This window comes from Niveibacterium umoris (assembly GCF_014197015.1).
Taxonomy (GTDB): domain Bacteria; phylum Pseudomonadota; class Gammaproteobacteria; order Burkholderiales; family Rhodocyclaceae; genus Niveibacterium; species Niveibacterium umoris.
In genome coordinates, this window is sequence record NZ_JACIET010000001.1 from 1,861,206 (window position 1) to 1,886,021 (window position 24,816).

Here is a 24,816-nt window from a genome sequence, read left to right on the forward strand (position 1 = left end):
TCGTATCAGCCGCGCTTTGCACGCCGCATCTACCCTGCCCGTGATGATCACAACTTGCTGATCGAGCTAGCAAACAGCGACTGTGAGCGGCTGCTAGACTCACGCGCCGTTGGGGATGATTCTAGGCGCCCCGCATCGAAGCACACGCGCTTGGCGCGAATTCACAGCTCAGAGCGCGGATTGTGCTGCTTTCTTTGAACTCCCAACTGAATCTCGCCGCTCGCGTCGCGCATCGTTTCAGGGCACTCCATTGACGCCCTATCGGCGGCCCACATGCCGACGCAGTCCGAGTTTCGCTACGACGGTTGTGGCGTAAGCTCTGGATTCAGGCAGTAGCGACTAGGCGCCAAGATGTTCTCCGGATCGAGGTGTCTCTTCAAATCCGAGACGAATTGAAGCGACGAGCCGCCGTGACCCAACAACCATGGCAAAGCATCGATTCCCAGACGATAGGGCGTGTAGCCACGTTGGCGACCTTCTTCCATCAAGGCCTGCAAGCAGTTACCGGCATTGCGCGCGGCCGCTTCGTTTGCGCGGTCGAACAGGATCGGCACCGTGCTGTCGAAGATGCTGCTTGAAATCGTGGTAAGTGTTATCAGCGGCTCGATTCCGAACGCTTTCATGCGCCCAGTGACCCACAGGGTGTAGTCATTCACTAGTTCGGGGTTCATTGCGACCAGCGGCGCGTACCAAAGCAGGCCGCATCCGTCCCTGGATGGATGCAGTTGCGTTCCGGGCGGAGGGCGTCGCCCGCTCAACCAGTAAGCAAGCGGAAGGGCCGTCTCATTCGGAATCCCCTGGATCAGGTCGAGTGACTTGGCCAGCGTCGCGAGACTGGCCTCTGCGCGCTTGGCGAGCGCTGCGGGCGCAAACTTCAGCGCACCACGCAGAGTCTGGATCCGGTCCGCGGTCAGGAAAACGAGCCTTACCGCGACACCCCGCAGGGCCGCCTTGACCTCTTTCTTTACCGCGCTGAGCAATCGTTCCGAACAATAAAGGGTGCCGAAGCCCGTCCACGGCATGATGAGGTTTGCGCGGGCGAGTTCATCGACGAGCCCGTCTGGCATGATCGGCGATGCGCCGAGTCGCTCTTTCGGATAAGGGATCGTCATTGAGAGCATGCGGTGGCGGTTCATCAGATTCACCCCCCCCACCAGACCGCCGCATTGGTCAAGCACCGCACGCACCCGCCCCACTACCTTGGGCAAGTCCTCCTGGCTTCGTAACGAAAACAGGAACACGGCCGTGCGCTCGGGATGCGGCGCCAGCGTGATCGTTGCGCTGGTAACGATACCCAGCGCACTCTGGGTGAACAGGCCGATCCAGCTCGGACCAATTCCGTTCCGGAACAACTTGTCGAGGACCGGCACGCCCAGACTCGAAAACGGCGCCCGCAGCCATTCTCCATTGGGGAGGATCACCTCAAGATTCGACAGCGCATTGAAGTGATCAGCGTGCGGAGTGATGCCATAGCCACGTTCCAGCGCGTTTGAAAGCAGGCTGACTTCCGGCCCTGCCCCGGTGGTCGGGACCATGTGCCGGCCACCATTTTCGGCAAGGAACCGGCACAGTTTGGCCTGCGTCACGCCGGGTTCGAGCGTCACCGTGCCGAATTCCGGATCGTAGTCGAGGATCCGATCGAGACCCGAGAGGTCCAGAATTACCGCAGCACCGCTTGCCGGCAGCGCCGTCCCGTAGCCCCAATTGCGCCCGGTGCTGATCGGATAGATCGGTACTCGCGCAGCCCGGGCGATTGCCAGGATCTGCGGCAGTCTGGCCTTGCCATCGTATTGGAGTTGAATCGCGCCGAGAATCTGGCGCTCTGCGGCACCGCAATCGGCACCGTAACACGCTGTCGCCTCCGCTCCCCGCATGACCTTCACGCCCTGAAGATCACTCCACTGATCCAATGCAAGCGCCGCCCTGGTCACCAGATCCACAAGCACCTCCGCAACAGTTGTCGTGTCCCGAATCAGAATAGTGTGCGCCGTGTAGCGCGCCGAATGAAGTAGTTATCCATCGGCACTCAACGCCATCGAACGTAAGCCTGCACGGGCGCTACAATCACACGCATTCTGACAGCGCGAGGGCTGCAAGATGTCGGCGGAACTGGCACAGGGCAATCTGGGCGAGAGCTTCAGCAACTACTTCGAGATACTTCCGGCGCTCGACGACGCGGTGCGCCGCGAGGCGTTCTTCGTTCGCCATGAGGTGTACTGCAAGGACCTGCACTTCGAAGCTGAGCGCGACACGCGCGAAGAGACCGACGACTACGACAAGCACTCACTCCATTGCGTGCTGCGCACTCGGGGTGAGCACGCGAGGCCGGTGGGCTGCGCACGCCTGATTCGCGCCAACCCGGATGACCTGGAACATCCACTGCCATTCGAGAAATTCTGCGGTACGGTGCTCGACCGTTCGATCGTCGATCCCAGCCGCCTTCCTCGAACCGCAATCGCAGAGGTCTCGCGACTCGCAGTGGTATCCGACTTCCGACGCCGGAAAGACGAACAGGACAAACCTGTTTCGATCAGCGATGACGATTTCCGTGCAGCCGGTCCGGTTCAGCGTTTCCCGTTCATTCCGGTGAGCCTCTACCTTGCCTGCCTTGCAATGTCGATACGGGAAGGGATCGAGCATGTGTTCGTGCTGACCGAGCCGCGACTGGCGCTGCACTTCGCGCGCATCGGCTTCGACATACAGCAGATCGGTGCGCCGATCGAACACCGCGGCTTGCGGGTGCCTTCCTACCTGCGCCCAGCGCTGATTGCACGCGACCTTAAGCCGATGATGCGGCCGCTCTTCGACGTCGTGCAAAACGCCATCGACGAAGCCTACAAAGCCGCCGGACTTTAGGACTTTCCGCTGGAACCGCCGGAGCCCGCCTCGATCTTCACGGGGTTGCGGGCCCGCCAGGCCCGCGCCAGCATGTGTGCGCTGACCGGGGCGGTGATGAACACAAAGATCAGCGGGATCAGGTAGCGCAGGCTGCCGACGCCCTCAACCCCTGCAAACCTGAGTGTCAGCGCTGCCAGCGCACACCCGGCGCCAAGCGTCGAGGCTTTGGTCGGCGCATGAAGCCGCATCATGAACTCCGGCAGCTTGACCAGCCCCCACGCGCCAACGAGCGCCGCGAAAGCGCCCACGACCAGCAGTCCGGCGACGAGAGCATCAATCCAGGCCGGCATCGTTTGCCCCTCTTGAACGGGTCAGGAATCGCGCTGCCGCGATCGTGCCGACAAAGCCGACCATCGCAATCGCGAGCACGCCTTCGAAGTTGATGGGATGGCCCGAGCCGATGCTCAACACGGCAATCAGCGCCAGCGCCATGATGTAGAGCGTATCGAGTGCAAGCACACGGTCCTCTGCCTGCGGGCCGCTCAGCAAACGGAGCCCGCACAATCCCATCGCCACCAGATACGCCAGCGTGACGAATGGCAGCACAGCTTCTGTCATGCGAACACCTCAAGCAAAAGCGACTCGTATCGCGACTTGATGGTGGAGGCGAGAGCGTCCTCGTCACCGCAATCGAGTGCGTGAACCAGCAGGCAGCGACTTTCCGCATCAAGGTCGACCGACAGCGTACCGGGGGTAAGCGATACGATCGCCGCAAGCACCACCCGTCGCGGGTCGTCAGGCAAGTCCAGCGACACCTCCACCCAACGCGGACGCAACCGATTCGATCGCAACAAAACCATTGAAATCATCGCGAGGTTGGACGCTACGATGTCCCACGCCACGCGCCCGAGCAAGCGCAGCAACGGCAGCACGCGCAAACGCGCGCCTCCGCTGGCTTCGGGCGCGAGCCAGCGCGCGATCAACCACGCCACCAGGACCCCGAGCAGAGCACTCCCCAAAGACGGCGATCCTTGCAGCAGCATCCAGAAGCACCACAGACCCGCCCACCACGGCAGCGAGACACGCATCACCTGCCTCCCACCGGAACGGCGTCCAGCACCTGCCGGATATAAGCCTGAGGCGCCGCCAATTCACTTGCGGCCACGGCGGTGTAGCGCTGAATCGGTGCCGCAAGGGTCGACATTGCCAGTGCGCCGCCGCACAACCACGCCAAAGCAAGGTGTTCGACCTTGTTTGCGGGCTCGCCCCCAGCGCCCGCCAGCCGCAGCGCCACGCGAGCCAGCCCGGTCAGCGTCAGCAGGCTCGCGGCGAGGATGAGCCACGCCAAGCCGTGCAAGTCCGGCGCAGCGAACAAGCCATCCAGTGCTTGCAGCTTCGCAAGAAAAGGCGCCAGAGGCGGCAAGCCTGCAACGCCGACAGCGGCGATCAACAGCCACAGCTTGCCGTCGGCCAGGCGGTTGCGTCGGTGCAGGTCCGCCACGAGAAACAGCGCACTCGCGCACATGGCACTCGGCGGAAGGTAGAACAGCCCGCCAGCCAGCGCCTGCGGTGAGCCGGAACAGAATACGATGAGCAGAAGGCCACTCGATCCGAGCACCCCCCATGCCGCCACACGAGCGAGCGACAGACTCGCGAGCGCACCCGCGCCGGCGAGCAGCACCGTGCCAGCGCCGCAGGCCATCACCACTGCGATCCAGTTCGCATCGAACAAGGTGCCGCCCCACAGCGAGACAACGCGCAACATGCCATACGCACCCAGCTTGGTGAGCAAGGTGAACGAAGCCGCGGATGCGGGCGAGACGCCGCCATAGGTCTGCGGCAGCCAGGCCGACAGCGGCAGCGCCGCCGCCTTGAGCAAGAACACCACCGCGAGCAGCCCCGCGCCCGACAAGGCGAGCGCACGATCGGCCCCCTGAAGCGCGGGCAAGCGCAGCGCGAGATCTGCCATAGACAGCGTGCCGCACACGCCGTAGAGCAAACCGGCCGCGATGAGGAAGAGCGCAGATCCGGCAAGATTGATCGCCACATAGCGCAGAGTCGCCCTCGCCTCGGCCATGCCCGCACCTTGCAGCGCGATGCCGTAGGAACCGACCAGCATGACCTCGAAGAACACGAACAGATTGAACACATCGGCGGTGAGGAAGGCGCCGTTCACACCCATCCATAGCACCTGGTAAAGCGGGTGGAAATAGGCGCCCTTGTCCCGCCCTGCCCCGATCGAAAAAAGGAGCACGCCGCAAAGCACCCACGCAGTCGCCAGCACGGCCCACGCGCCCAATCGGTCGGACAGCAGGGCAATACCGAAAGGCGCCCGCCAGTTGCCAAGCAGGTAGACCAGTGCATCGCCACTCGCGGCTGTTGCCACCAAAAACACGGAAACCGCCAGGGTCGCCAGCGCACTGCACAGGCTGATGGCGCGGCTTGCACGTGGCGCGGCAAGGCACAGCGTCGCCGCCAGCAGAGGCAGGGCAATCGGTGCGATGACGAGATGCTGCAACGGCATGCCCTGCACCGGCTCAACCCTCCCCTTTCGACTGCACACGCTTGATCACGAGCGCCACCATCAGGCCTGTCATCGCGAACCCGATCACGATTGCCGTCAGCACCAGGGCCTGAGGCAAGGGATCAACGTACTCGGCCGGCACCACGGACCCGTGCGCCGGCACGATCGGCGCACGATTCGCTGCCGGGCGCCCCATCGCGAACAGGAACAGATTCACGCCGTACGACAGTAGCGTGATCCCGACGATGACGTCGAACAAGCGCCCACGCATCAGGCAGTACAAGGCGCAGGCCACGAGCACGGCGATCGCGGCGGCCAGCATCAACTCAACGCTCATCCGGAGCGCTCCTCTCGACCAAAGGCGAAGGCCAGAATCAGCATCAGGGTTGCCCCGACCACGACCGCCAGCACGCCCAGGTCAAACGCTGCCGCGCTCGCCAAGGGCAGCTCGCCAAGCAGCGGCAGCACGGGGTGCCCGAATGTGCTGGTAAGAAACGGGAAGCCGAAGGCCAGGCTCGCTCCGCTCGTCGCGAGCGCAAGCCCAAGCCCGCCCGCGAGCCAGCGTACCGGCTTCGCATGAGGCGAACGCCATGAACCGAGTGCGAGCGCCTCGAGTACCAGGCCAATCGCGAGCAGCAGTCCGGCAACGAATCCGCCGCCCGGAAGGTTGTGGCCCCGCAGGTAAAGGTGCACCGCCACCAGCGCCGCCGATGGCATCAGCACCCGCACCGCCAAAGGCAGCATGAACGAGCCGCGGAAGCGTGTGATTGCCCCGCTCCGCTCGCGCGCGAGGAAAGACCAGACGATCAAGGCGGCCGCGGCCAGCACGGTGACCTCGCCCAGGGTATCGAAACCACGGAAATCCACGATGATCACGTTGACCGCGTTCGTGCCGCCGGCACCATCCACGGCATGCAGCAGGTGAAAATCGGAAATCGTCGTGGGCTTGCGTTGCATCGCCTCCCACGCCAGCCAGCCACAACCGCCTCCCCCGGCCAGTGCCAGCGCGATGTAGCGGATGTGCGCCCCCAGGCTGCGTTGGCGCAGCGGCTCAACCGGCATGCGTTCGAGCGCAAGCATCAGCAAGAGCACCGTCGCGACCTCGACGAACAACTGCGTCAAGGCAAGATCGGGCGCTGACAATGCCGCAAAGGCCATGGACACCGACAACCCTACCGCCCCCAGAAACAGCAGCACCGTCACCGGACGCACCTTGCCACTGACCGCGCCGAGCGCGAACACGGCGCCGACCAGCCAGATGATCTCGCCGCCGCTCACAGCCCCCGCGCTGATAGCCGGAAGCGTGACGGCGACAGGGCCCAGCAAGAGCGGCACGCCGGCCGCCACGACCGCCACCAGCGCGAGCGCCGCCATCTGCAGCCGCATGTGGTCGCCGCGAAGCTGACGTGTCAGCGTTTGGCCACAACGAGCCAATGCCAGCAACAAACACTCGAACGCTTCATAGCCTATCGCGACCGGCGTTGGACGCCGGTGCAGCCGGCGGCCCCGCCCGTGCGCCGCATACACTGCTACGCCGGCCACCAGCGCAAAAGTGCTCATGGCAAGCGGCAGGTTGAAACCGTGCCACACGGCAAGCGAATAGGCCGGGAGCGCGCCACCCAAGGCCGCCCGCGCCGCAGCCGCGAGCGCCACGCCGACGACTGGCTCCGGCATCAAACCGACAAGCAGGCAAATCGCGACAAGAATGCCAACTGGCACCGCCATCCAGAGCGGCGGTTCGTGCGGTGTGCGTGTCAGCCCGACCGGCTCACCATTGAAGAACACGTCATGGACAAAGCGCGATGAATAGGCCACCCCAGCAGCGCCTGCCACGAGCGCCGCAAGTGGCGCCAGCAGTGCGATCGGATCATGCCCTTCGAGCGCTAGCGATTCATCGAAGAACATCTCTTTCGACAGGAAGCCGTTGAGCAGGGGCACGCCGGCCATGGCCGCAGCGGCAACGATCGCGAGCGACCCGGTCAGCGGCATGAAGCGCCAAAGACCATTCACCTTCCGCAGATCGCGCGTTCCGCATTCGTGATCGACGATGCCGGCCGCCATGAACAGCGAAGCCTTGAAGGTGGCGTGGTTGATTACATGGAATACCGCCGCGACGATGGCCGTGTCAGCCGAGAATCCGATCAACAAGGTGATGAGGCCAAGGTGGCTGACGGTCGAGTAGGCGAGCAAGCCCTTCAGGTCGTGCTGGAACACGGCAGCGACCCCACCCAGCAGCAGGGTGACGGCACCGACGGCGCTGACCGTAAAGAACCAGGCTTCGCTGCCCGCGAGCACCGGGTAGAAGCGCAGCAACAGGAAAATGCCGGCCTTGACCAGCGTCGCCGAGTGCAGGTAAGCCGACACAGGCGTCGGCGCGGCCATTGCGCGCGCAAGCCAGAACTGGAACGGGAACTGCGCCGACTTCGAAAACACCGCGATCAGGAAGCAGGCAAGTATCCACGGATAGCGCGGGTCGGCACGCACCGCTGCACCTGACGCCAGAACCTCGGCCAGATCAAAGCTGCCAGCTGCGCGACCGAGCATCAGCACGGCAGCGATCAGCGCCACGCCCCCCAGCCCGGTAACCGTAAGCGCCGCACGCGCGCCACGCAACGCCCCCCGCTCCGGGGCATTGAATGCGATCAGCAGGAAAGACGCCACGCTGGTCAGTTCCCAGCACAGCGCCAGCAGGATCAGATCTCCCGCCAGCACGACACCGAGCATTGCGCCCATGAAGCCGCACATCAACGCGAAGAAGCGCGGCAACTGCCGGTCGCCAGCCAGGTAGTAGCGGGCGTACAGCATCACCAGAGCGCCGATCGCTGCAACCAGCATGGCGAACAGCCAGGCCAGCGCATCCAGCCGCAAGGTCGCTGCGGCCCCCAGGCCCGGCAACCATTCCGCCGAGATGCGCATCGCCCCACCCGCCCACACACCCGGCGCAATTGCGCCAAGCGTGGCAACAAGTGTCACGCAGCAGGCGAAGGCCAGCCAGAACGCGATCTCACCGCTGCGCAACCGCGAAGCGACTAAGGCCACACACCAGGGCAACAGCGCGATGAGCAGAAGGGTCATGGATGCGGTTGAGGCTGCGCGGAGGGCGCGGTTGGGATGATCTTAGCCGCCCGCAGTGATTCGGGACACCTTGACGCAACGCAGCAGCCAATGCAAATGGCAATTTATCCCATTGGCATTGCTTGCATTCTGCGGAATCATGGGTTTTACTAATGGAACGATAAAGACGCCTCCATCGATGAGACGTCACAGCAGAACCCTGTCGTAGTCCCACGGGTCAGGCTCTTGAAGCCTCGGCTGCGCGGCGTGGGAAGCGACAAAAAAGCAGGGTCGTAACAAAACAATCCGGAGACTTAACACATGTTTGCAAAGCGTTCCCGCGCGACGCTGATGGCTTCCGCCGTTCTCGCCGCATTCTGCGTTTCCCCCGCTGCACATTCGGCCACTCAGCAAGCCGGCGCCAGCAAGGCGATCCTGCTGCAGGGCTTTCACTGGAATTCCCCGAACTACACCGGCCCGAACTGGCTGCAGACCCTCGGCGGCAAGGCTGCTGACCTGAAGGACCTGGGCGTTACTCACGTGTGGTTCCCGCCGGCAAGCGATTCTGGGGACGCAAACGGCTACCTCCCGCGCCAGCTCAACATCCTGAGCAACAAGTACGGCACCGAGACCGATCTGAAGAACGCAGTCTCTGCACTCAAGGGCCAGGGCATCCAGTCGATCGCGGACATCGTGATCAACCACCGTGTCGGTACCGCCAACTGGGCCGACTTCACGAACCCCACCTGGGACTGCCGCGCCGTCGTCAGCAATGACGAATGGACCGGCCACTGCGGCAACGCCGACTCCGGTGACGGCTACGGTTCGGCACGTGACATCGACCACAGCCAGGCCTTCGTTCAGGCGGACATCAAGACCTGGATGGCCAAGCTCAAGGCCGACGGTTTCACCGGCATCCGCTACGACTTCGCCAAGGGCTACGCGCCGAGCTATGCCAAGACCTACCACGACGCGTTCGCACCGGACTTCTGCGTCGGCGAGATCTGGACCAACCTCGACCTGAACAACGTCGACGCGCACCGCCAGCTGGAGATGAATTACATCAACGGCACCGGCAACACCTGCGCGGCGTTCGACTTCACCACCCACGGCCTGCTGGTCCAGGTGCTGAACAACAACGACTACTGGCGACTGAAGGACAGCGCCGGCAAACCCGCTGGTGCGCTCGGCTGGTGGGGGCAGATGTCGGTAACTTTCGTCGACAACCACGACACCGGCCCGTCTGAGACCAGTTCGACTGGCCAGAACCTGTGGCCGGTTCCCGCCGGCTCGGTCATGCAGGGTTATGCCTACATCCTGACCCACCCGGGCATCCCGACGGTGTACTACCCCCACGTCTACAACTGGGGGCTGCGTGCCGGCATCAAATCACTGATCCAGGCGCGTAACGCCGCGGGCGTGACCTCGACTTCCGCAGTCGCTATCCAGCAAGCCACCACCGGGCTCTACGCCGCCATCATCACCGGTACCACCGGCAAGCTGGCGATGAAGATCGGCCCGAACAGCTGGTCGCCCGGAACGGGCTGGACGCTGCTGACCTCTGGCACCAACTACGCGGTCTGGAAGCAGTAAGGCCCATTGCTGCGGGGTGATTCCAGTCGCCCCGCAACACAACGCATTCGTACACCCAGATTTCACGAGGACGCACCGACGTCGTGCCCCCGCCCCCCACCGACGCCAGCAACACGCAAAGCCCCGACAAAGTGCTCCACGCGTGTCGCCCCCCAAGCGTCGGATTCATGTCACACACGAAGGAGATTTACCCATGAAGTTGCACCACCGCGTCGCCCTCACGGCGCTAGCAGTCAGCAGCGCATTGGCTTGTCTTTCCTCCGCGCAGGCCGCCACCGAACAGGACAAGGCCAGCTCCGCAATCCTCTTTCAGGGCTTCCACTGGAACTCCGCCAACGGCAGCTGGTATGCCGACCTGCAATCCAAGGCCGCAGACCTCAAGACGCTGGGCGTCACCCACGTCTGGTTCCCGCCCCCTTCGGACGCGGCATCCACACAAGGCTACCTGCCGCGCCAACTGAACGTGCTCGATTCGAATTACGGCAAGGAAGGCGCGCTGACTGCAGCGACGGCGGCGCTTGCCGCGCAGGGCATCAAGAGCGTCGCGGACGTGGTGATCAATCACCGTGTCGGCAGCACCGGCTGGGGCGACTTCACCAACCCGACCTGGGACTGCCGCGCCGTGGTCAGTGACGACGAGTGGACCGGAAAGTGCGGCAACGCCGACACCGGTGGCGGCTACGCCGCAGCGCGCGACATCGACCACACGCAGGCTTTCGTGCAAAGCGACATCAAGACTTGGCTGTCGACCCGGCTGAAAGGTGCTGGTTTCACCGGCATCCGCTTCGACTACTCGAAGGGTTACGGCGCCAGTTACGCCGGCATGTATCAGGACGCCATGGCGGCCGACTTCTGCGTCGGCGAAGTGTGGACCGACCTGAACTACAACGACGTCGACGCCCACCGCAAGCTGCTGATGAACTACGTTGACGGCGCTTCGGGCAAGTGCGGCGCATTCGACTTCACCACCAAGGGCCTGCTCAACCAGGCGCTGGCCTACAACGAGTACTACCGTCTGAAAGACAGCGCCGGCAAGCCGGCCGGCGGCATCGGCTGGTGGGCGCAGAAGATGGTGACCTTCGTCGACAACCACGATACCGGCCCGTCTGAATCGTGCTCGGTCGGCCAGAACCACTGGCCTGTACCCTGCGACAAGGTGATGCAGGGTTATGCCTATGTGCTGACCCACCCCGGCATCCCGTCGGTCTACTACGCCCACGTTTACAACTGGGGCCTGAAGAACGACATCAAGGCGTTGATCGACGCCCGCAAGGCCGCCGGCATCACCTCGACTTCGGCGGTCGCAATCCAGCAGGCAGCCACCGGTCTGTACGCGGCGATCATCACCGGTACGAACTATCAGCTGGCGATGAAGATCGGCCCCAACAGCTGGTCGCCGTCGGGCACGTGGACCCAGGTCGCCTCGGGCGCAAACTATGCAGTGTGGAAGTCGGGTGGCGGTGATACGCAAGCCCCAACGGTGCCGACCAATCTCGCGAAGGGCACCGTGACTGCCACCAGCGTGCCGCTGACCTGGACCGCCTCGACCGATAACGTCGGTGTCACCGGCTATCGCATCTCCCGCAACGGCGCCACGCTCACGACGACCACCGGAACCAGCTATACCGACAACTCGGTCGTCGCGAACACCACCTACAGCTATGCGGTGCAAGCGTATGACGCAGCAGGTAACACGTCGGCCTACAGCTCGCCGGCACTGTCTGTCACCACGCCAAATGGCGGCACCGGTTGCACCTCGGTGGCGGTGACCTTCAGCATCGCCAACGCCAACACGACCATGGGCCAGAACCTTTACGTCGTCGGCAACCAGACCGCTCTGGGCAACTGGTCCCCCGCTTCGTCGTTCGCGCTGACGATCCAGGGCACAGGCGCCAACGCGACCTGGTCGGGCACGGTCAATCTGCCCGCTGCCACGGCCACTCAGTACAAGTACGTGAAGTACAACCCGAGCACCGGGGCTACGGTTTGGGAAAGCAACCAGACCACTGCAAGCGGCAACCGCGAGTTCACGACGCCGAGCACGTCACCGTGCACCGCGACACGCGCCGACGGCAGCTTCAAGTTCTAAGGCAGGTGTAAGTCAGCGCAGGGCGATGGATCTTTCCATCGCCCTGCGTTTTTTCGTCCCCCCAGGCTGATGCCATCGCCACATGCAGCGCGGCGCGACGCCTGACGATTTGACTTGTCCGGACCAAAACGAGGAAACAACCGTGAACAAACGACTCGGAGCACTCGTGCTCTTTGGCGCGGCGCTCGCGCCGCTCACAGCCAGCGCAGACTGGTTCTTCCGCGGCACCCCCAATTCATGGGCTACGACCGCAATGACCGCCATGGGCGGCACCTTGTACCAAACCTGCCAGACATTCACCACCGGCGACGCCAACGGCGGCCCGCGCTTCAAGATCGACCGCACCGGCAACTGGGCGGAGGCCTATCCGGCGACGGACTACGGGGTCTCGGCCAACACCAGCTACACGATCAAGTTCTACAGCGACACCCATGCCATCAGCGTCACGCCGGTCGCCAATTGCGGTGTCGATGGCACGCCACCGACGACGCCGGGTACACCGGTCGGCGGCACTGTGGCCTACAACAGTGTGTCGCTGAGCTGGGCGGCATCCACCGACAATGTGGGCGTGGCCGGCTACAAGGTGCTGCGCAACGGCAGCCAGATCGCCACCACGGCGGCGGCCTCGTACACCGACACCACGGTCGCCGCGTCGAGCAGCTACACCTATGCGGTCGTCGCGTATGACGCGGTTGGCCTGAACTCGCCCCAAAGCGGCACGCTTGCGGTGATCACGCCCGCTGCGCCGCCGGAGTGGTACTTCCGTGGCACCGCCAACGCTTGGGGCAAGACCCAGATGACCGCGCTGGGTGGCACGCACTACCAGACCTGCCAGTACTTCGCCGGTGGCGACAGCGGCGGCGGCGCGCGCTTCAAGATCGACCGCTACGGCGACTGGACGCAGGCCTTCCCCGCCACCGACTACGCGGTGACCAGCCCGAAGAGCTATACCATCGACTTCTACAGCGATACGAAGTCGATCACCGCCACGCCGGTCGCAAGCTGCGGGGCCTTGCCGCCTTCCGAATCGACAACCCTCGGCGCCGACTGGTCGGCGACGAAAACGGTGTTCTCGCTGTGGTCGCCGGACAAGACCGACGTCAAGCTGCAGCTCGACGGCGTGAGCTACCCGATGAAGCGCGTGGCCGACTACAACGGCTACACCGACGTCTATCAGGTTTCGGTCGCCGGCAACCAGCATCTGAAGAAGTATTCCTTCCTGGTCAATGGCGTTTCGGTGCGCGACCCCTACGGCAAGATGGTCGAGCCCAACACGAACAACGACATCGTGATGGACATGAGCACCAGCGCGCTGACGGCTGGCTGGTCCGCCCGCCCGGCGCTGACCAATCGCGAGGACGCGATCATCTACGAGACGCATGTCCGCGACTTCACGATCAGCGCCAACTCCGGCGTATCGGCCGCCAACAAAGGCAAGTTCCTCGGCATGGTCGCAGCGGGCACCACCTTCAACGGCGTGAAGACCGGCATCGATCACCTGAAAGAACTCGGTGTCACCCATGTCCAGCTGATGCCGGTGTACGACTTCGGCTCCTGCCCGCTGGTGACTGACACTGCCTGCTACAACTGGGGCTACGACCCGCGCAACTACAACGTGCCGGAAGAGCGCTACTCCCTGACGCCGTTCGATTACGTGAACCGCGCCAAGGAGTTCAAGCAGATGGTGGACGCCTTCCACAAGGCAGGCATCCGCGTTGTGATGGACGTGGTCTATAACCACACCTTCGCGAAGGAGATGTTCGACCCGATCACCAGCAAGTACTACACCGCGACCGACCTTTCCGGCACCGGCAACTCGATCGATGCCGACCAGCCGATGGTCAGCCGCATGATCCAGGACTCGCTCGAATACTGGGCGCGTGAGTACAACATCGACGGCTTCCGCTTCGACCTGATCGGCATCTTCAGCTACGCCGAAGTGCAGAAGTGGGCGGACAACCTGAACACCAAGTTCCCGGACCGCAACCTGCTGATCTACGGCGAGCCTTGGAACGGTTATGCGTCCGACCCGAAAGACGCACAGCGGGTGCGCCTGGGCACGGTGGGCCGCATCGCCGGCAGCCATGTCGGGGTGTTCAACCCGAAGTTCCGCGAGGCGATCAAGGGTGCGAACGACAACGGCGGCTGCAATGCCGGTGACTGTTTCGCCTTCAACGCCAACCCGGACACCTGGCGCATCCAGGTCGGCAGCCGTGGCGCGATCCGTGCGACGAAGGACGCCAACATCACGATCGACACCTGGGACCCGATGTTCGCGATGGATCCGGAGCAGTCGATCAACTACGTCTCCGCCCACGACAACCTGACACTGCGCGACAAGATCCTCGCCTGGGCCACGCTTAACGGCGTCACCAACGCGAGCTACCTGCGCCGCATCCAGGACTTCGCCAACGGCACGGTGCTGACCGCACAGGGCATCCCCTTCCTGCACGGTGGCGAAGAGCTGCTGCGCACCAAGGGTGGCGATGCGAACAGCTACGCCTCGCCGGACTCGGTGAACCAGATCAACTGGCAATGGAAGGTCGATAACGCCGATGTGTTCGCCTACTACAAGCAGATGGTGAACCTGCGCAAGGCCACCCCGGCACTGCGCCTCACCTCGTGGGACGCGATCAGCAGCTGCGTAACGACGACGCGGCCGCGCTATGGCGTGGTGGTCAACACGATCAGCGGTTGCGGCGTCGCCGACACCATCGTGATAGAGAACTCGTCTGACAACTACACCCACACGCTGCCGGCCGGCACGTGGACGGTGAAGGCCGAGAAGTCAGACGCCGCAGTTGCGCCACGCACGGTGAGCGGCACGGTGGTCGCCGAAGGCACGGCGGTCACGGTGCTGACGAAGTAATCCGGACCGTCAAAGCCGAGAAAAAAGGCCGGGCTATGCCCGGCCTTTTTTATTCCGCGCCCACGCCTTCAGCCACCGAGCGCAGTCTTGATCTGCTGCAGCGTCGTCGGGTCGTCGATGGTGGTCAGGTCCCCCGGGTCACGCCCTTCGGCCAGCGCCTGGATCGAGCGGCGCAGCATCTTGCCCGAGCGCGTCTTCGGCAGACCGCTGACGAAGTGAACCCGGCCCGGCCGGGCGATCGCGCCGAGCAGGCCATCGACCGTCTTCATCACCTCGGCCTCCAGGGCGGCACGCTGTTCGGCCGTCTCGCCCTTCGAGGCGTCTTTCAGCACCGCAAAGGCGATCGGCAACTGACCCTTGAGCGCATCGTTGACCCCCACCACCGCCACTTCGGCAATGGCACTGTGGCCCTGAACCGCCTCCTCGATTTCGCGCGTGCCAAGGCGGTGTCCCGCCACGTTGATCACGTCATCGGTGCGGCCAAGGATGAAGTAATAGCCATCCTCGTCGCGAATGCCCCAGTCGAAGCTCGAATAGACCTGCGGATCCTTGAACAAGGTGAAGTAAGTACTGACGAAGCGCTTGTCGTCGCCCCATACGGTCGACAGGCAACCCGGCGGCAGCGGCGGCAGCACGCCGACCACGCCTTTCTCGTTGGCGCCGGCTTCGCTGCCGTCCTCGCGGAAGATGCGCAGGTCGTAGCCATACACCGGAAAGCTCGGCGAGCCGAACTTGATCCGGGTCTGCTCGACGCCCGGCATCGCAGAGAGCATCGGCCAGCCGGTCTCGGTCTGCCAGTAGTGGTCGATCACCGGGCGCTCGAGTTCGCCCATGATCCATTCATGCGTCGGCTGGTCGAGCGGTTCGCCAGCCAGATACAGGCTGCGCAGCGACGAGAGGTCGTACTTGTGGATCAACTCGGCCGGGTGTTTCTTGAGCACGCGGATCGCTGTCGGCGCCGAGAACATCACGCTGACTTTGTACTTCTCGACGATGCTCCACCAGATGCCCGCATCCGGTTTGATCGGCGTGCCCTCGAACATGATCGTGGCCATGCCTGCGATCAGCGGGCCGTAGATGATGTAGCTGTGGCCCACCACCCAACCGATGTCCGAGGTCGAGAACATCGTCTCGCCTTCATGGCCACAGTAGATATGCTTCATCGAGGCGGCCAGCGCCACGGCGTAGCCACCGGTGTCGCGCTGCACGCCCTTGGGCTTGCCGGTCGTGCCCGAGGTGTAGAGGATGTAGGACGGCTCAGACGATTCGAGCCACTCGCACGGCACCTCGGCGTTGAGGTGATGGGCGCGCAGCGTGGCGTAGTCCAGATCACGCCCATCGACGCGCGGGAAGCCGACGTCGATGCCACGATCGACGATCACCACCCGCTCCGGCGGGTTCTGTGCCAGCCGGCAGGCTTCATCCACAAGGTGCTTGTAGGGCACGGCCTTGCCGCCGCGCATGCCGGCGTCCGCGGTGACCATCACCTTCGGGCGCGCGTCGTCGATACGGGTGGCGAGGCTGCCGGCGGCAAAGCCACCGAACACCACGGAATGAATCGCGCCGATGCGCACGCAGGCGAGCATCGCGAAGGCCGCTTCGGCGATCATCGGCATGTAGATCAGCACCCGGTCGCCGCGCCCGACACCCAACCCGCGCAGCATCGCCGCGGTGCGCTCCACCTCGCGCTTGAGCTCGGCAAAGCTGTAGGTGCGCTCCTGCCCGGTCTCGGTAGAGATGTAAATCAGCGCCGGCGCATCGGGCCGCTGAGCGGCGTGGCGGTCGACCGCGTTGTGGCACAGATTGGTGCGCCCACCGGCAAACCATTTCGCAAACGGCGGATTCGAAAAATCGCACACTTTGCTGGCCGGCGTCTGCCAGTCGATCAGCGCCGCCTGCTCGCGCCAGAAACCCGTGCGATCGTCGATCGAACGGCGATGAAACTCCTTGTAGCCTGTCATGCTCTCCCCCCGAAGACCAAAACAAATCCCCTCACAAGGGAGGGGATTCTTGGGAAGCAGACTTACATCGCACTGACGCGGCCAGCGGCGCCGCGCGCAGGCTTGCGCCAGATCAGATATGCGGACGAATCGGCGTGCCGATCTCCGTGCGCTCGATATTGATCAGGTTGGCCCGCTCGGCGAGCAGCGCAAGCGGCATCCCGGTGCGGAACTCGGCATCGATGAATTCGAGCAGCGGCATCATCGTGCCCACCAGTTCGCGCACCCGGCGACGCACTTCGTCGGTCTGGCCGGTGCGCAGTTGCGTGAGGGCGTGATCGACGCTGACCGCAAGGCGGCTGAAGCGGCCCACATTTTCCGGTGTGACTTCGCCCGAATCGGACACGACCGTGTTGCCGCCCATCAGCTTGCCGTCCTGCACCCGCTGCACGGCGAGCGCGATCAGCGCTTCAAGCGTCATGTGCGCATCGCCGCCGGCGGTGGCCAGCCCGATCGTCAGGCTGATGCGGATGCGCTCTTCCTTGTAGGTCATCACGATCGTTTCGATCGCGCGACGCAGTCGCAACGCAAAAGCGCCGCAGGCATCCAGATCGGCCGAAGGCGAAATGATCGCGAACTGGCCTTCAGCCAGATGCGCCACCGTGTCTTCCTTGCGCACCTTGGCCGAGAGCAGCTTCGACATCTTGCGGTGAATCAGCTGCGCGACATGGTGGCCATAACGCGACGACAGGTCGTTGTAATGGTCGATCTCGATCGCCATCACCGACACGTCACCGTGGTAGTTGCGCACCAGCTGCTCGCGGCTCTTTTCCAGATCGCGACGCGTCTGGGCCAGCTTGACGAGCGCCTCGAGGCGCGCGAGCAATTCAACCGTCGGTGTGCCCTTGCTGATGAAGTCGGTGGCGCCCGCTTCCTTCGCGCGGACGCGTGCCTCCTCCTCGTCCTCGCCGGAAATGATGATCACCGGCAGTTCCTGAATGCGTGCCAGGCGCGAGGTGCGGATGCGTTCGAGCAGGCCGTAACCGTCCAGGCGCGGCATGCCGATGTCCGAGATCACCACTTCGATCGTCGGATCGAGCAGCAGTGTCTGCCAGCCGGCTTCGCCGTCGGCTTCTTCGCGCACTTCGAAGTTCGCACGGATCTGCTTGATCAGCGACGCGCGCACCATGCGCGAATCGTCGACGATCAGAACCCTGGGCAGTTGTGTCGCGTGTTGCTCGGGGGCTTGGCTCATGTCGGGGGTGAGTCCAGAAGAAGTCTCAGGAAGCAATCCGCACCACTACACGGCCGTGCGCCTGGCCGGCGATGTAGCGGTCAAATTCTTGGGGCAACGCATCGAAGGCGACTTCGCGCGTCAGCATGTCGAGGTGGCGCGGCCGCAAATCGCTCGCCAGGCGCGCCCAGACGCGCTCACGGATCGCCGCCGGCGCGTAACCGGAATCGATACCGAGCAGGCTGGCGCCGCGCAGGATGAAAGGCATCACGGTGGTTTTCAGGTCGGTGCTGGCCGCTAGGCCGATGCTCGCGATCGTACCCCAGGGTTTCATCGTGCTGATGATCCACGCCAGCACGTCGCCGCCCAGGTTGTCGATCGCGCCGGCCCAGAGCCCCTTGTCCATCGGCTTGATATCGGCAAGATTGAGTTCGCTGCGCAGCATCACCCGCGCCGCACCGATCGACTTGAGCCAGTCGACCTGATCGGCCTTGCCGGTCAGTGCGACCACCTCGTAGCCGCGGCCCGCGAGCATGTCGATCGCCAGGCTGCCGACACCGCCGGTCGCGCCATTGACGATGATCGCGCCGTTTTCGGGCTTGAGGCCGTTGTCTTCCATGCGCTGCACGCCCAGCGCGGCGGTGAAGCCGGCAGTACCCAGCGCCATCGCTTCACGCATGTCGAGCCCCTCGGGCAAGGGCAGCACCCAGCCACCCGGCACCAGCGCGTATTCGGAGTAGCCGCCGTGATGCGCGACGCCGATGTCGTAACTGGTTGCGATGACTTTGTCACCAGGCTTGAAACGCGGCGCGGCACTGCGTTCGACCACGCCCGCCATGTCGATGCCGCCCACGCAGGGAAAGCGCCGGATGATGCGGCCCTTGCCGGTGGCGGCCAGCGCATCCTTGTAGTTGATGCTCGAATAGGCCACGCGAATCAGCACGTCGCCCTTGTCGAGCTGGTCTTCCGTGAGCGTCCGGAAGCCGGCCGAAACCTTTCGGTCCGCATCCTGATCGATCAGAAAAGCCTTGAAAGACTTCATGCCTGCCGTCCCCTGGTGTGCATCGGATTGTGACCTAGTTCTCGTTATCGGCAGATTATACGCCGGGCATGAGGGCTGAATCCGCCCTTGCCACGCCGCTGCCGTGCGCCCTCAAGCCGGGCGCGGCAGGTGCCGTTAATGCATTCGGATGCATTCTGGCCGGAGACCATGCTTAACAAACCCTTCACCGAATTGCGCAGCTATGTGGCTTACCTGCGCAGCGTCGAATTCCCGGTGCTGCGGCGGACCGAGCACGATCTGGCGACCCTGAAGGAGGACGAGGACAACGTCTCCGCGCGTCAGATTGCCGGGTGTGTGCTGCAAGACCCCTTGATGGCGCTCAAGCTGATGATTCATCTGCAGCGCAATCGCGGCCGCACCCAGAACCACGACATCACGACGATCGAGCGCGCGATCATGATGCTCGGCGTAACGCCCTTCTTCCGGCGCTTTGACACCATTCCCACGGTCGAAGACCAGCTCGCAAGCCATCCGCGGGCGCTGCTCGGTGTGCTCAAGGTCATCACCCGCGCCAAGCGCGCCGCCTATTACGCCCGCGACTGGGCCTTGCTGCGCCACGACATCGACGTCGACGAAGTCACGGTCGCGGCCTTGCTGCATGAAGTGGCCGAGATCCTCTGCTGGTGCTTTGCGCCGGACCTGATCCAGGCCGCCTTTGCACTGCAGAAAGCCAACCCGGGCATGCGCAGCGCGATTGCGCAGAAAACCACCATGGGCATTTCGATCCCCGATCTGCAGATCGCGCTGGTGCGCGAATACGAGCTCCCGGAACTCTTGATCACGCTGATGGACGGCGAGCACCCCGACAACCCGCGAGTGCGCACGGTGCAGCTCGCCTGCGATCTCGCGCGCCATGCCGCCAACGGCTGGGAAGACCCGGCACTGCCGGACGACTTCCGCGCCATCAGCGATTTGCTGCGCCTGGACGTGGCGAACGTGATGCAGCGCGTCGGCGTACCGCCCGATGCGCCGGTGCTGGCGATCGGCGCGCAGGACCCGCCCGCCGACAGCGCAGCCGTCTGAGCCATCAGACGGAGCGGGTTCCCGAATGCGCTGGCAACACCGATCCCTGTTTATCGCCTTGCTGCTGTGGTTCGGCTGGGCAGCCGCGGCACCGCTCGAAACCTGCTCGCGGCCGCTGACGGTCGGTTACTACCTGATTCCGCCGCTGTACTTCAAGACGCATGAAAACCCGGTCTGGCGCGGGGTCGACAAGGATGTCATCGATGAACTGGCGCGGCGCACTGGCTGCACCTTCGTTCCACGCTTCGAGTCGCGCGTGCGCATCTGGGCACAACTTGAATCGGGCCAACTGGACCTGACCGTGTCAGGCATCCCGACGCCCGAACGAGAGCGTTTCGCAACATTCCTGATCTACCTGCAAACACGCAACATGCTGGCGATCCGGCGCGATGACAGCCGGCCGCCACAAACCGCTAAGGCGCTCGCGGCTGCCGAGCGCTTCACCCTGGCCACCACCCGCGGCTATCGCTATGGCCCGCCGTTCGAGGCCTGGATCGTGCGCCTCGCGGCCACGAACCAGATCGTCGAAACCGCAGACGAAGAAGCTGCGCTCCATCTGCTCTCGATCGGTCGCGTCGACGGTGCAATCGTTCGCGAATCGGCCTGGGAGTACTACGCCAGCGAGTTTCCGGCCGGATCCTTGCGCCTGGTCGACATGGAGGCGCCTTACGTGCCGGCGGGCCTCGCGATGTCGCGCGAACACATCGGCGAAGGGCTACGAAAGACTTTTGCCGAGGCCATCGCAGCCATGAAACGCGACGGCACCTTGCTGAAGATCGCCGAGCGGCACGTGTCAGGCGAGGCGTCGGCACGACTGGTGAGCTTCTGATGGCGCGATGCGGGGCGGCCGTACTGCTGCTGTGGGCCACGCTGATCGCCTCAAGCTGCCTCGCCGCGCCGCTGGCGGACTGCACCCGCCCGCTGACGGTGGGTTTCTATGCAATCGCACCGTATTACTACGCGCTCGAAGACAAGCCGGGCTGGCACGGCATCGATCGCGACCTGATCGATGAACTCGCCCTGCGCACCGGATGCCGCTTTGAGGCCCGCTTCGAGTCGCGGGTGCGGATCTGGCAGCAGATCGAAACCGGCACGCTCGACCTCACCGTATCCGGCATCGAGACCGCAGAGCGCCAGCGTTTCGCCACCTTCATCGCCTATGCCTCCGAGCGCGCGGTGCTCGCCGCACGCGCCGACCGAGCCCCGGCGCCGCGTTCGCCTGCCGCGGTTCTGGGCGACAAGACGCTGACGCTCGCGGTAACCCGCGGCTACCGCTACGGCCCGCCCTTCGACACCTGGATCGACAGCCTGCGGGCCAGCGACCGCGTGTTCGAATCCGCCGACGAAGACAGCGCGCTGCGCCTGGTGGCCCTCGGTCGCGTCGACGCCACGATTCTCCGCGACTCTGCCTGGGCCATCGCAACCCGGGCCTACCCTGCCGGAAGCCTGCGCCTCGTCGACATGGGCGCCCCCAGCCTCAACGCCGCGCTGGTCCTGTCGCGGGCGGTGATCGGCCCCGCCCTCGAGGAGAAAATCCGGGCCGCCATTGCCGAGATGCTGCGCGACGGCACCCTGCTGCGGATGCTGGAGCGCCACATGCCACCCGACATCGCGCGTCGATCCCTGCCGCGCGAAGCGCCGCGTTAGCGCTGGCGCAGCTCGGTACGCACCGCGAAGAGTTCGGGGAAGAAGCTCAATTCCAGCGCGCGCTTCAGGAAACCGACCCCGCTCGATCCGCCGGTGCCGTGCCGGAAACCGATCACCCGTTCCACCGTCTTCATGTGCCGGAAGCGCCAGAGGTGGAAGTACTCCTCCACATCGACCAGCTTCTCGCACATTTCGTAGGCGTCCCACCATTCCCGCGGGTTCTCGTAGATGGTGCGGAACACGTCGACCAGCGCATCGACCTTTCGGTAAGGCTGCGACCAGTCGCGTTCGACGCACTCGGCAGGCACCGGCAATCCGCGGCGCGCCAGATGGCACAGGAACTCGTCGTACAGGCTTGGCGCATCGAGCGTGGCCTGCAACGCCACCTGCCGCGCCGGATCGTGGCGGAACACCTCGACCATCGCGGCATTCTTGTTGCCGAGCAGGAATTCGAGCATACGGTACTGGTGCGACTGGAAGCCGGACGAGTTGCCCAGCACGCCGCGGAATTCCATGTACTCGGACGGCGTCAGCGTTTCGAGCACCGCCCACTGCTCGAACAACTGCATCTGTACCTGCTTCACCCGCGCAAGGATCTTGAAGCACGGCCCCAGTTCGTCGCGCTGGACATGGCCAATGGCCGCGGAGAGCTCGTGGATCATCAGCTTCATCCAGAGTTCCGACACCTGGTGCTGCACGATGAACAACATCTCGTCGTGATGCGGCGGGTCGGAGAGCGGCTTCTGCTGCGCCAGCAGGCCATCGAGGCACAGGTAGCCGCCATACGAGAGGCGCTCGCGCAGATCGGTGACGATGGAGGCTTCGAGTTCGCGCTGGTTATCCATCAGAGTGTTCCGGAAAGGTCAAAGGCCATCACCACAAAGGCAGAAGGGTCCGCCAGGCGCGCTTTGCGACACACCGAACAGCTTGGCGGCGGTATGTGCCACCGTTTGCTGAGGCTGGTATTCACGTCACCGCATTGCGTTCGACGAAGCGCGCTTCCAGCCACTCGCCGGTATCGAGCACCGTCCCCAGCACTTCGGCCGCATCCCACACATCGACGAAGCGGATATACAACGGCGCAAAGCCGAAACGCAGGATGTCCGGGGCGCGAAAGTCACCGATCACGCCGCGCGCGATCAGGGCCTGACACAGGGGCCACGCATCGTCGAACGCGAAACTGACCTGTGAGCCGCGTCGCGCCGGGTCACGTGGCGTCACCAGCTGCAGCCCCTTGCCGGCACAGCGCGCCTCGACGCATTCAATGAAGAAATCCGTCAGCGCCTGCGACTTGGCGCGCAGCGCCGCCATGCCGCCGTAGGGCTCTGCCGCGAGCAAAGTCTCCACGCCGCATTCGAGCGCGCTCATTGCGAGAATCGCCGGCGTGCCGCACAGGTAGCGCGAAACGCCCTCGCCCGGCTCGTAGTCGGGCACGAAGTCGAAGGGGCGCGCGTGCCCCATCCAGCCAGACAGCGGCTGCCGGAAACGGCCCACATGTCGCGGCGCGACCCACAGGAAAGCCGGCGCGCCGGGGCCGCCGTTGAGGTATTTGTAACCGCAGCCGATCGCGAAATCCGCCCCGTCGTCGTTGAGGGCCACCGGCACGGCGCCGGCCGAGTGGGCCAGATCCCAGATCGTGAGCGCGCCGGCTTCGTGCGCGGCGGCGGACAGCGTGGCCATGTCATGCATCGCACCGCTGCGGTAGTTCACATGGGTGAGCAGCAGCAGCGCGGTGTTGGCCCCTAGCGCGGCAGGAATCTCGTCCGCCGAGTCGACCAGGCGCAGCGTGTAGCGGCCGCCGAGCAGGTCCGACAGCCCCTGCACGATGTACAGGTCGGTCGGGAAGTTGTCGCGCTCCGAGACGATCTCGACGCGGCCCGGCTCGTCTTCCGCCACGATGCGCAGCGCCGCGGCGAGCACCTTGAACAGGTTGACCGAGGTCGAATCGGCGGCAATCAGTTCGCCGGCGCCTGCGCCCACCAACGGTGCGATCTGGTCGCCGACATCGGCCGGCAGGTCGATCCAGCCCGCGCTGTTCCAGCTCCCGATCAGATCCTTGCCCCACTCGCCGCGGATCACGGCAGCGAGGCGATCCGGGGTTGCACGCGGCAGCGGGCCGAGCGAATTGCCATCGAGGTAGATCACCCCTTCCGGCAAGGCGAACTGATCCCGCAGGGGTGCCAGCGTGTCGGCGGCATCACGGCGCAGCGCTTCGTCCCGGTTGATCATGGAAGCTCCCTGAGAATGGCCCGCACCGGGCTGGCATCCGCCGTGACGAGCCTGAGCGGAAGGGCGATGAGTTCGTAGTCACCCGCCGGGACGTCGTCGAGCAGCAGGCATTCAAGCACGGCCATGCCGTGATGCCGCACCCGCTGATGGCTGTCGAGCGTTTTCGACTGCTCGGGGTCGATCGACGGGGTGTCAATACCAACCAGCTTCACCCCCAGCGTCGCCAGCAGGTCGATGGTTTCCGGTGCGAACGCGGTGAAGATCGGGTCCCACTCATCCACCGCGGCGCGAAAACGCGTGCGCACCAGCACCCGCGGCGGTACATCGACCAGTTGTGGCGCGAGCAGGTCAGGCGTGATCAGCGTGCGACGGCCAATTGCATGAATCACCCGGCAGGGGCCGAAGTAGGTCTCCAGCGGCACCTCGCCGATCGGCGCGCCTTCCGGGTCGTAGTGCAGCGGCGCATCGGCATGGGCGCCGGTGTGGGGCGAGAGCGTGAGGGTACTGACATTGACCGGGCAGTCCGGGCTGATTCGCCAGGTCCATTGCAGCTGAAACGGCGTGTCGCCGGGGAAGACCGGCGTTGCCGGCGAAACCGGCGGTGAAATATCCCAGATGCGTCGTGCGCTCATGAGGTCGGCGGGCCTTGAGGGCCATTCGGGCTGCAGAGGCCCCCAGTCTAGCTGCGCCGCCCGGGGCGGTCATGCTGGCCG

General features: G+C 64.5%; 20 protein-coding genes. 7 read left to right on the forward strand and 13 right to left on the reverse strand.

Annotation, left to right across the window (positions count from 1 at the left end; translation table 11 throughout):
• Positions 1 to 296: 296 nt before the first annotated feature.
• Entirely contained in the window at positions 297 to 1,940 is a 1,644-nt protein-coding gene (locus GGR36_RS08395) for an FAD-binding protein (RefSeq protein WP_207064270.1), read from the reverse strand.
• Between the two features lie 157 nt (positions 1,941 to 2,097).
• On the opposite strand from GGR36_RS08395, the gene GGR36_RS08400 reads away from it, so the two are divergent.
• On the forward strand, positions 2,098 to 2,856 hold the full coding sequence (locus GGR36_RS08400; protein ID WP_183634157.1) for a PEP-CTERM/exosortase system-associated acyltransferase: 759 nt from the start codon (positions 2,098 to 2,100) through the stop codon (positions 2,854 to 2,856).
• Here GGR36_RS08400 and mnhG read toward each other — a convergent pair.
• Genes mnhG through mbhE form a run of 6 tightly spaced genes read right to left on the reverse strand, consistent with a single transcriptional unit; the run spans position 2,853 to position 8,437 of the window.
• Positions 2,853 to 3,188, reverse strand: coding sequence for a monovalent cation/H(+) antiporter subunit G (gene mnhG, locus GGR36_RS08405; protein WP_183634158.1), 336 nt, complete (start codon positions 3,186 to 3,188; stop codon positions 2,853 to 2,855). The genes GGR36_RS08400 and mnhG overlap by 4 nt on opposite strands.
• Positions 3,172 to 3,456, reverse strand: a complete 285-nt coding sequence (locus GGR36_RS08410; protein ID WP_183634159.1) for a monovalent cation/H+ antiporter complex subunit F — start codon at positions 3,454 to 3,456, stop codon at positions 3,172 to 3,174. The genes mnhG and GGR36_RS08410 overlap by 17 nt, the downstream gene beginning before the upstream one ends.
• Complete coding sequence (locus tag GGR36_RS08415) at positions 3,453 to 3,926, reverse strand: Na+/H+ antiporter subunit E (protein ID WP_183634160.1); 474 nt, start codon at positions 3,924 to 3,926, stop codon at positions 3,453 to 3,455. The genes GGR36_RS08410 and GGR36_RS08415 overlap by 4 nt, the downstream gene beginning before the upstream one ends.
• Positions 3,926 to 5,362, reverse strand: coding sequence for a proton-conducting transporter transmembrane domain-containing protein (locus GGR36_RS08420; RefSeq protein WP_183634161.1), 1,437 nt, complete (start codon positions 5,360 to 5,362; stop codon positions 3,926 to 3,928). Before GGR36_RS08420 ends, GGR36_RS08415 begins: the two co-directional genes overlap by 1 nt.
• A 13-nt stretch (positions 5,363 to 5,375) precedes the next feature.
• Complete coding sequence (locus GGR36_RS08425; RefSeq protein ID WP_183634162.1) at positions 5,376 to 5,699, reverse strand: Na+/H+ antiporter subunit C; 324 nt, start codon at positions 5,697 to 5,699, stop codon at positions 5,376 to 5,378.
• The gene (gene mbhE, locus GGR36_RS08430; protein ID WP_183634163.1) at positions 5,696 to 8,437 is read right to left on the reverse strand and encodes a hydrogen gas-evolving membrane-bound hydrogenase subunit E; all 2,742 of its coding nucleotides are present in this window, start codon (positions 8,435 to 8,437) and stop codon (positions 5,696 to 5,698) included. Before mbhE ends, GGR36_RS08425 begins: the two co-directional genes overlap by 4 nt.
• Before the next feature lie 300 nt (positions 8,438 to 8,737).
• Between mbhE and GGR36_RS08435 the strand changes: the two genes are divergently transcribed.
• From GGR36_RS08435 to GGR36_RS22255, 3 genes are all read left to right on the forward strand, one after another.
• Positions 8,738 to 10,009 carry a glucan 1,4-alpha-maltotetraohydrolase domain-containing protein gene (locus tag GGR36_RS08435; protein WP_183634164.1) on the forward strand — a complete coding sequence of 424 codons (1,272 nt, stop codon included), beginning with the start codon at positions 8,738 to 8,740 and terminating at the stop codon, positions 10,007 to 10,009.
• A gap of 193 nt (positions 10,010 to 10,202) precedes the next feature.
• Entirely contained in the window at positions 10,203 to 12,098 is a 1,896-nt protein-coding gene (locus tag GGR36_RS08440; RefSeq protein ID WP_207064269.1) for a glucan 1,4-alpha-maltotetraohydrolase domain-containing protein, read from the forward strand.
• 142 nt (positions 12,099 to 12,240) lie between these two features.
• Positions 12,241 to 14,967, forward strand: coding sequence for an alpha-amylase family glycosyl hydrolase (locus GGR36_RS22255; protein ID WP_207064268.1), 2,727 nt, complete (start codon positions 12,241 to 12,243; stop codon positions 14,965 to 14,967).
• Between the two features lie 68 nt (positions 14,968 to 15,035).
• On the opposite strand, the gene GGR36_RS08450 is transcribed toward GGR36_RS22255, so the two are convergent.
• The 3 genes from GGR36_RS08450 to GGR36_RS08460 all read right to left on the reverse strand — a co-directional run bounded on the left by GGR36_RS08450 (position 15,036) and on the right by GGR36_RS08460 (position 19,183).
• Positions 15,036 to 16,928 carry a propionate--CoA ligase gene (locus GGR36_RS08450; protein WP_183634166.1) on the reverse strand — a complete coding sequence of 631 codons (1,893 nt, stop codon included), beginning with the start codon at positions 16,926 to 16,928 and terminating at the stop codon, positions 15,036 to 15,038.
• Positions 16,929 to 17,040: 112 nt separating this feature from the next.
• Positions 17,041 to 18,162 (reverse strand): GGDEF domain-containing response regulator, encoded by a 1,122-nt coding sequence (locus tag GGR36_RS08455; RefSeq protein ID WP_183634167.1) that lies wholly within the window; start codon positions 18,160 to 18,162, stop codon positions 17,041 to 17,043.
• Between the two features lie 25 nt (positions 18,163 to 18,187).
• Complete coding sequence (locus GGR36_RS08460; protein ID WP_183634168.1) at positions 18,188 to 19,183, reverse strand: oxidoreductase; 996 nt, start codon at positions 19,181 to 19,183, stop codon at positions 18,188 to 18,190.
• A gap of 168 nt (positions 19,184 to 19,351) precedes the next feature.
• Here GGR36_RS08460 and GGR36_RS08465 point away from each other — a divergent pair, with 168 nt between their 5' ends.
• From GGR36_RS08465 to GGR36_RS08475, 3 genes are read left to right on the forward strand one after another with little or no spacing between them, the layout of a single operon-like run.
• The gene (locus tag GGR36_RS08465) at positions 19,352 to 20,227 is read left to right on the forward strand and encodes an HDOD domain-containing protein (protein WP_183634169.1); all 876 of its coding nucleotides are present in this window, start codon (positions 19,352 to 19,354) and stop codon (positions 20,225 to 20,227) included.
• Between the two features lie 25 nt (positions 20,228 to 20,252).
• Positions 20,253 to 21,056, forward strand: coding sequence for a substrate-binding periplasmic protein (locus GGR36_RS08470; protein WP_183634170.1), 804 nt, complete (start codon positions 20,253 to 20,255; stop codon positions 21,054 to 21,056).
• On the forward strand, positions 21,056 to 21,874 hold the full coding sequence (locus GGR36_RS08475; RefSeq protein WP_183634171.1) for a substrate-binding periplasmic protein: 819 nt from the start codon (positions 21,056 to 21,058) through the stop codon (positions 21,872 to 21,874). The genes GGR36_RS08470 and GGR36_RS08475 overlap by 1 nt, the downstream gene beginning before the upstream one ends.
• Here GGR36_RS08475 and GGR36_RS08480 read toward each other — a convergent pair.
• The 3 genes from GGR36_RS08480 to kynB form a co-directional block, all read right to left on the reverse strand.
• The gene (locus GGR36_RS08480) at positions 21,871 to 22,719 is read right to left on the reverse strand and encodes a tryptophan 2,3-dioxygenase (RefSeq protein WP_183634172.1); all 849 of its coding nucleotides are present in this window, start codon (positions 22,717 to 22,719) and stop codon (positions 21,871 to 21,873) included. The two genes, GGR36_RS08475 and GGR36_RS08480, sit on opposite strands and share 4 nt — an antisense overlap.
• A gap of 121 nt (positions 22,720 to 22,840) precedes the next feature.
• Positions 22,841 to 24,103 (reverse strand): kynureninase, encoded by a 1,263-nt coding sequence (kynU, locus tag GGR36_RS08485; protein ID WP_183634173.1) that lies wholly within the window; start codon positions 24,101 to 24,103, stop codon positions 22,841 to 22,843.
• On the reverse strand, positions 24,100 to 24,735 hold the full coding sequence (kynB, locus tag GGR36_RS08490; protein WP_183634174.1) for an arylformamidase: 636 nt from the start codon (positions 24,733 to 24,735) through the stop codon (positions 24,100 to 24,102). The genes kynU and kynB overlap by 4 nt, the downstream gene beginning before the upstream one ends.
• Positions 24,736 to 24,816: the final 81 nt, after the last annotated feature.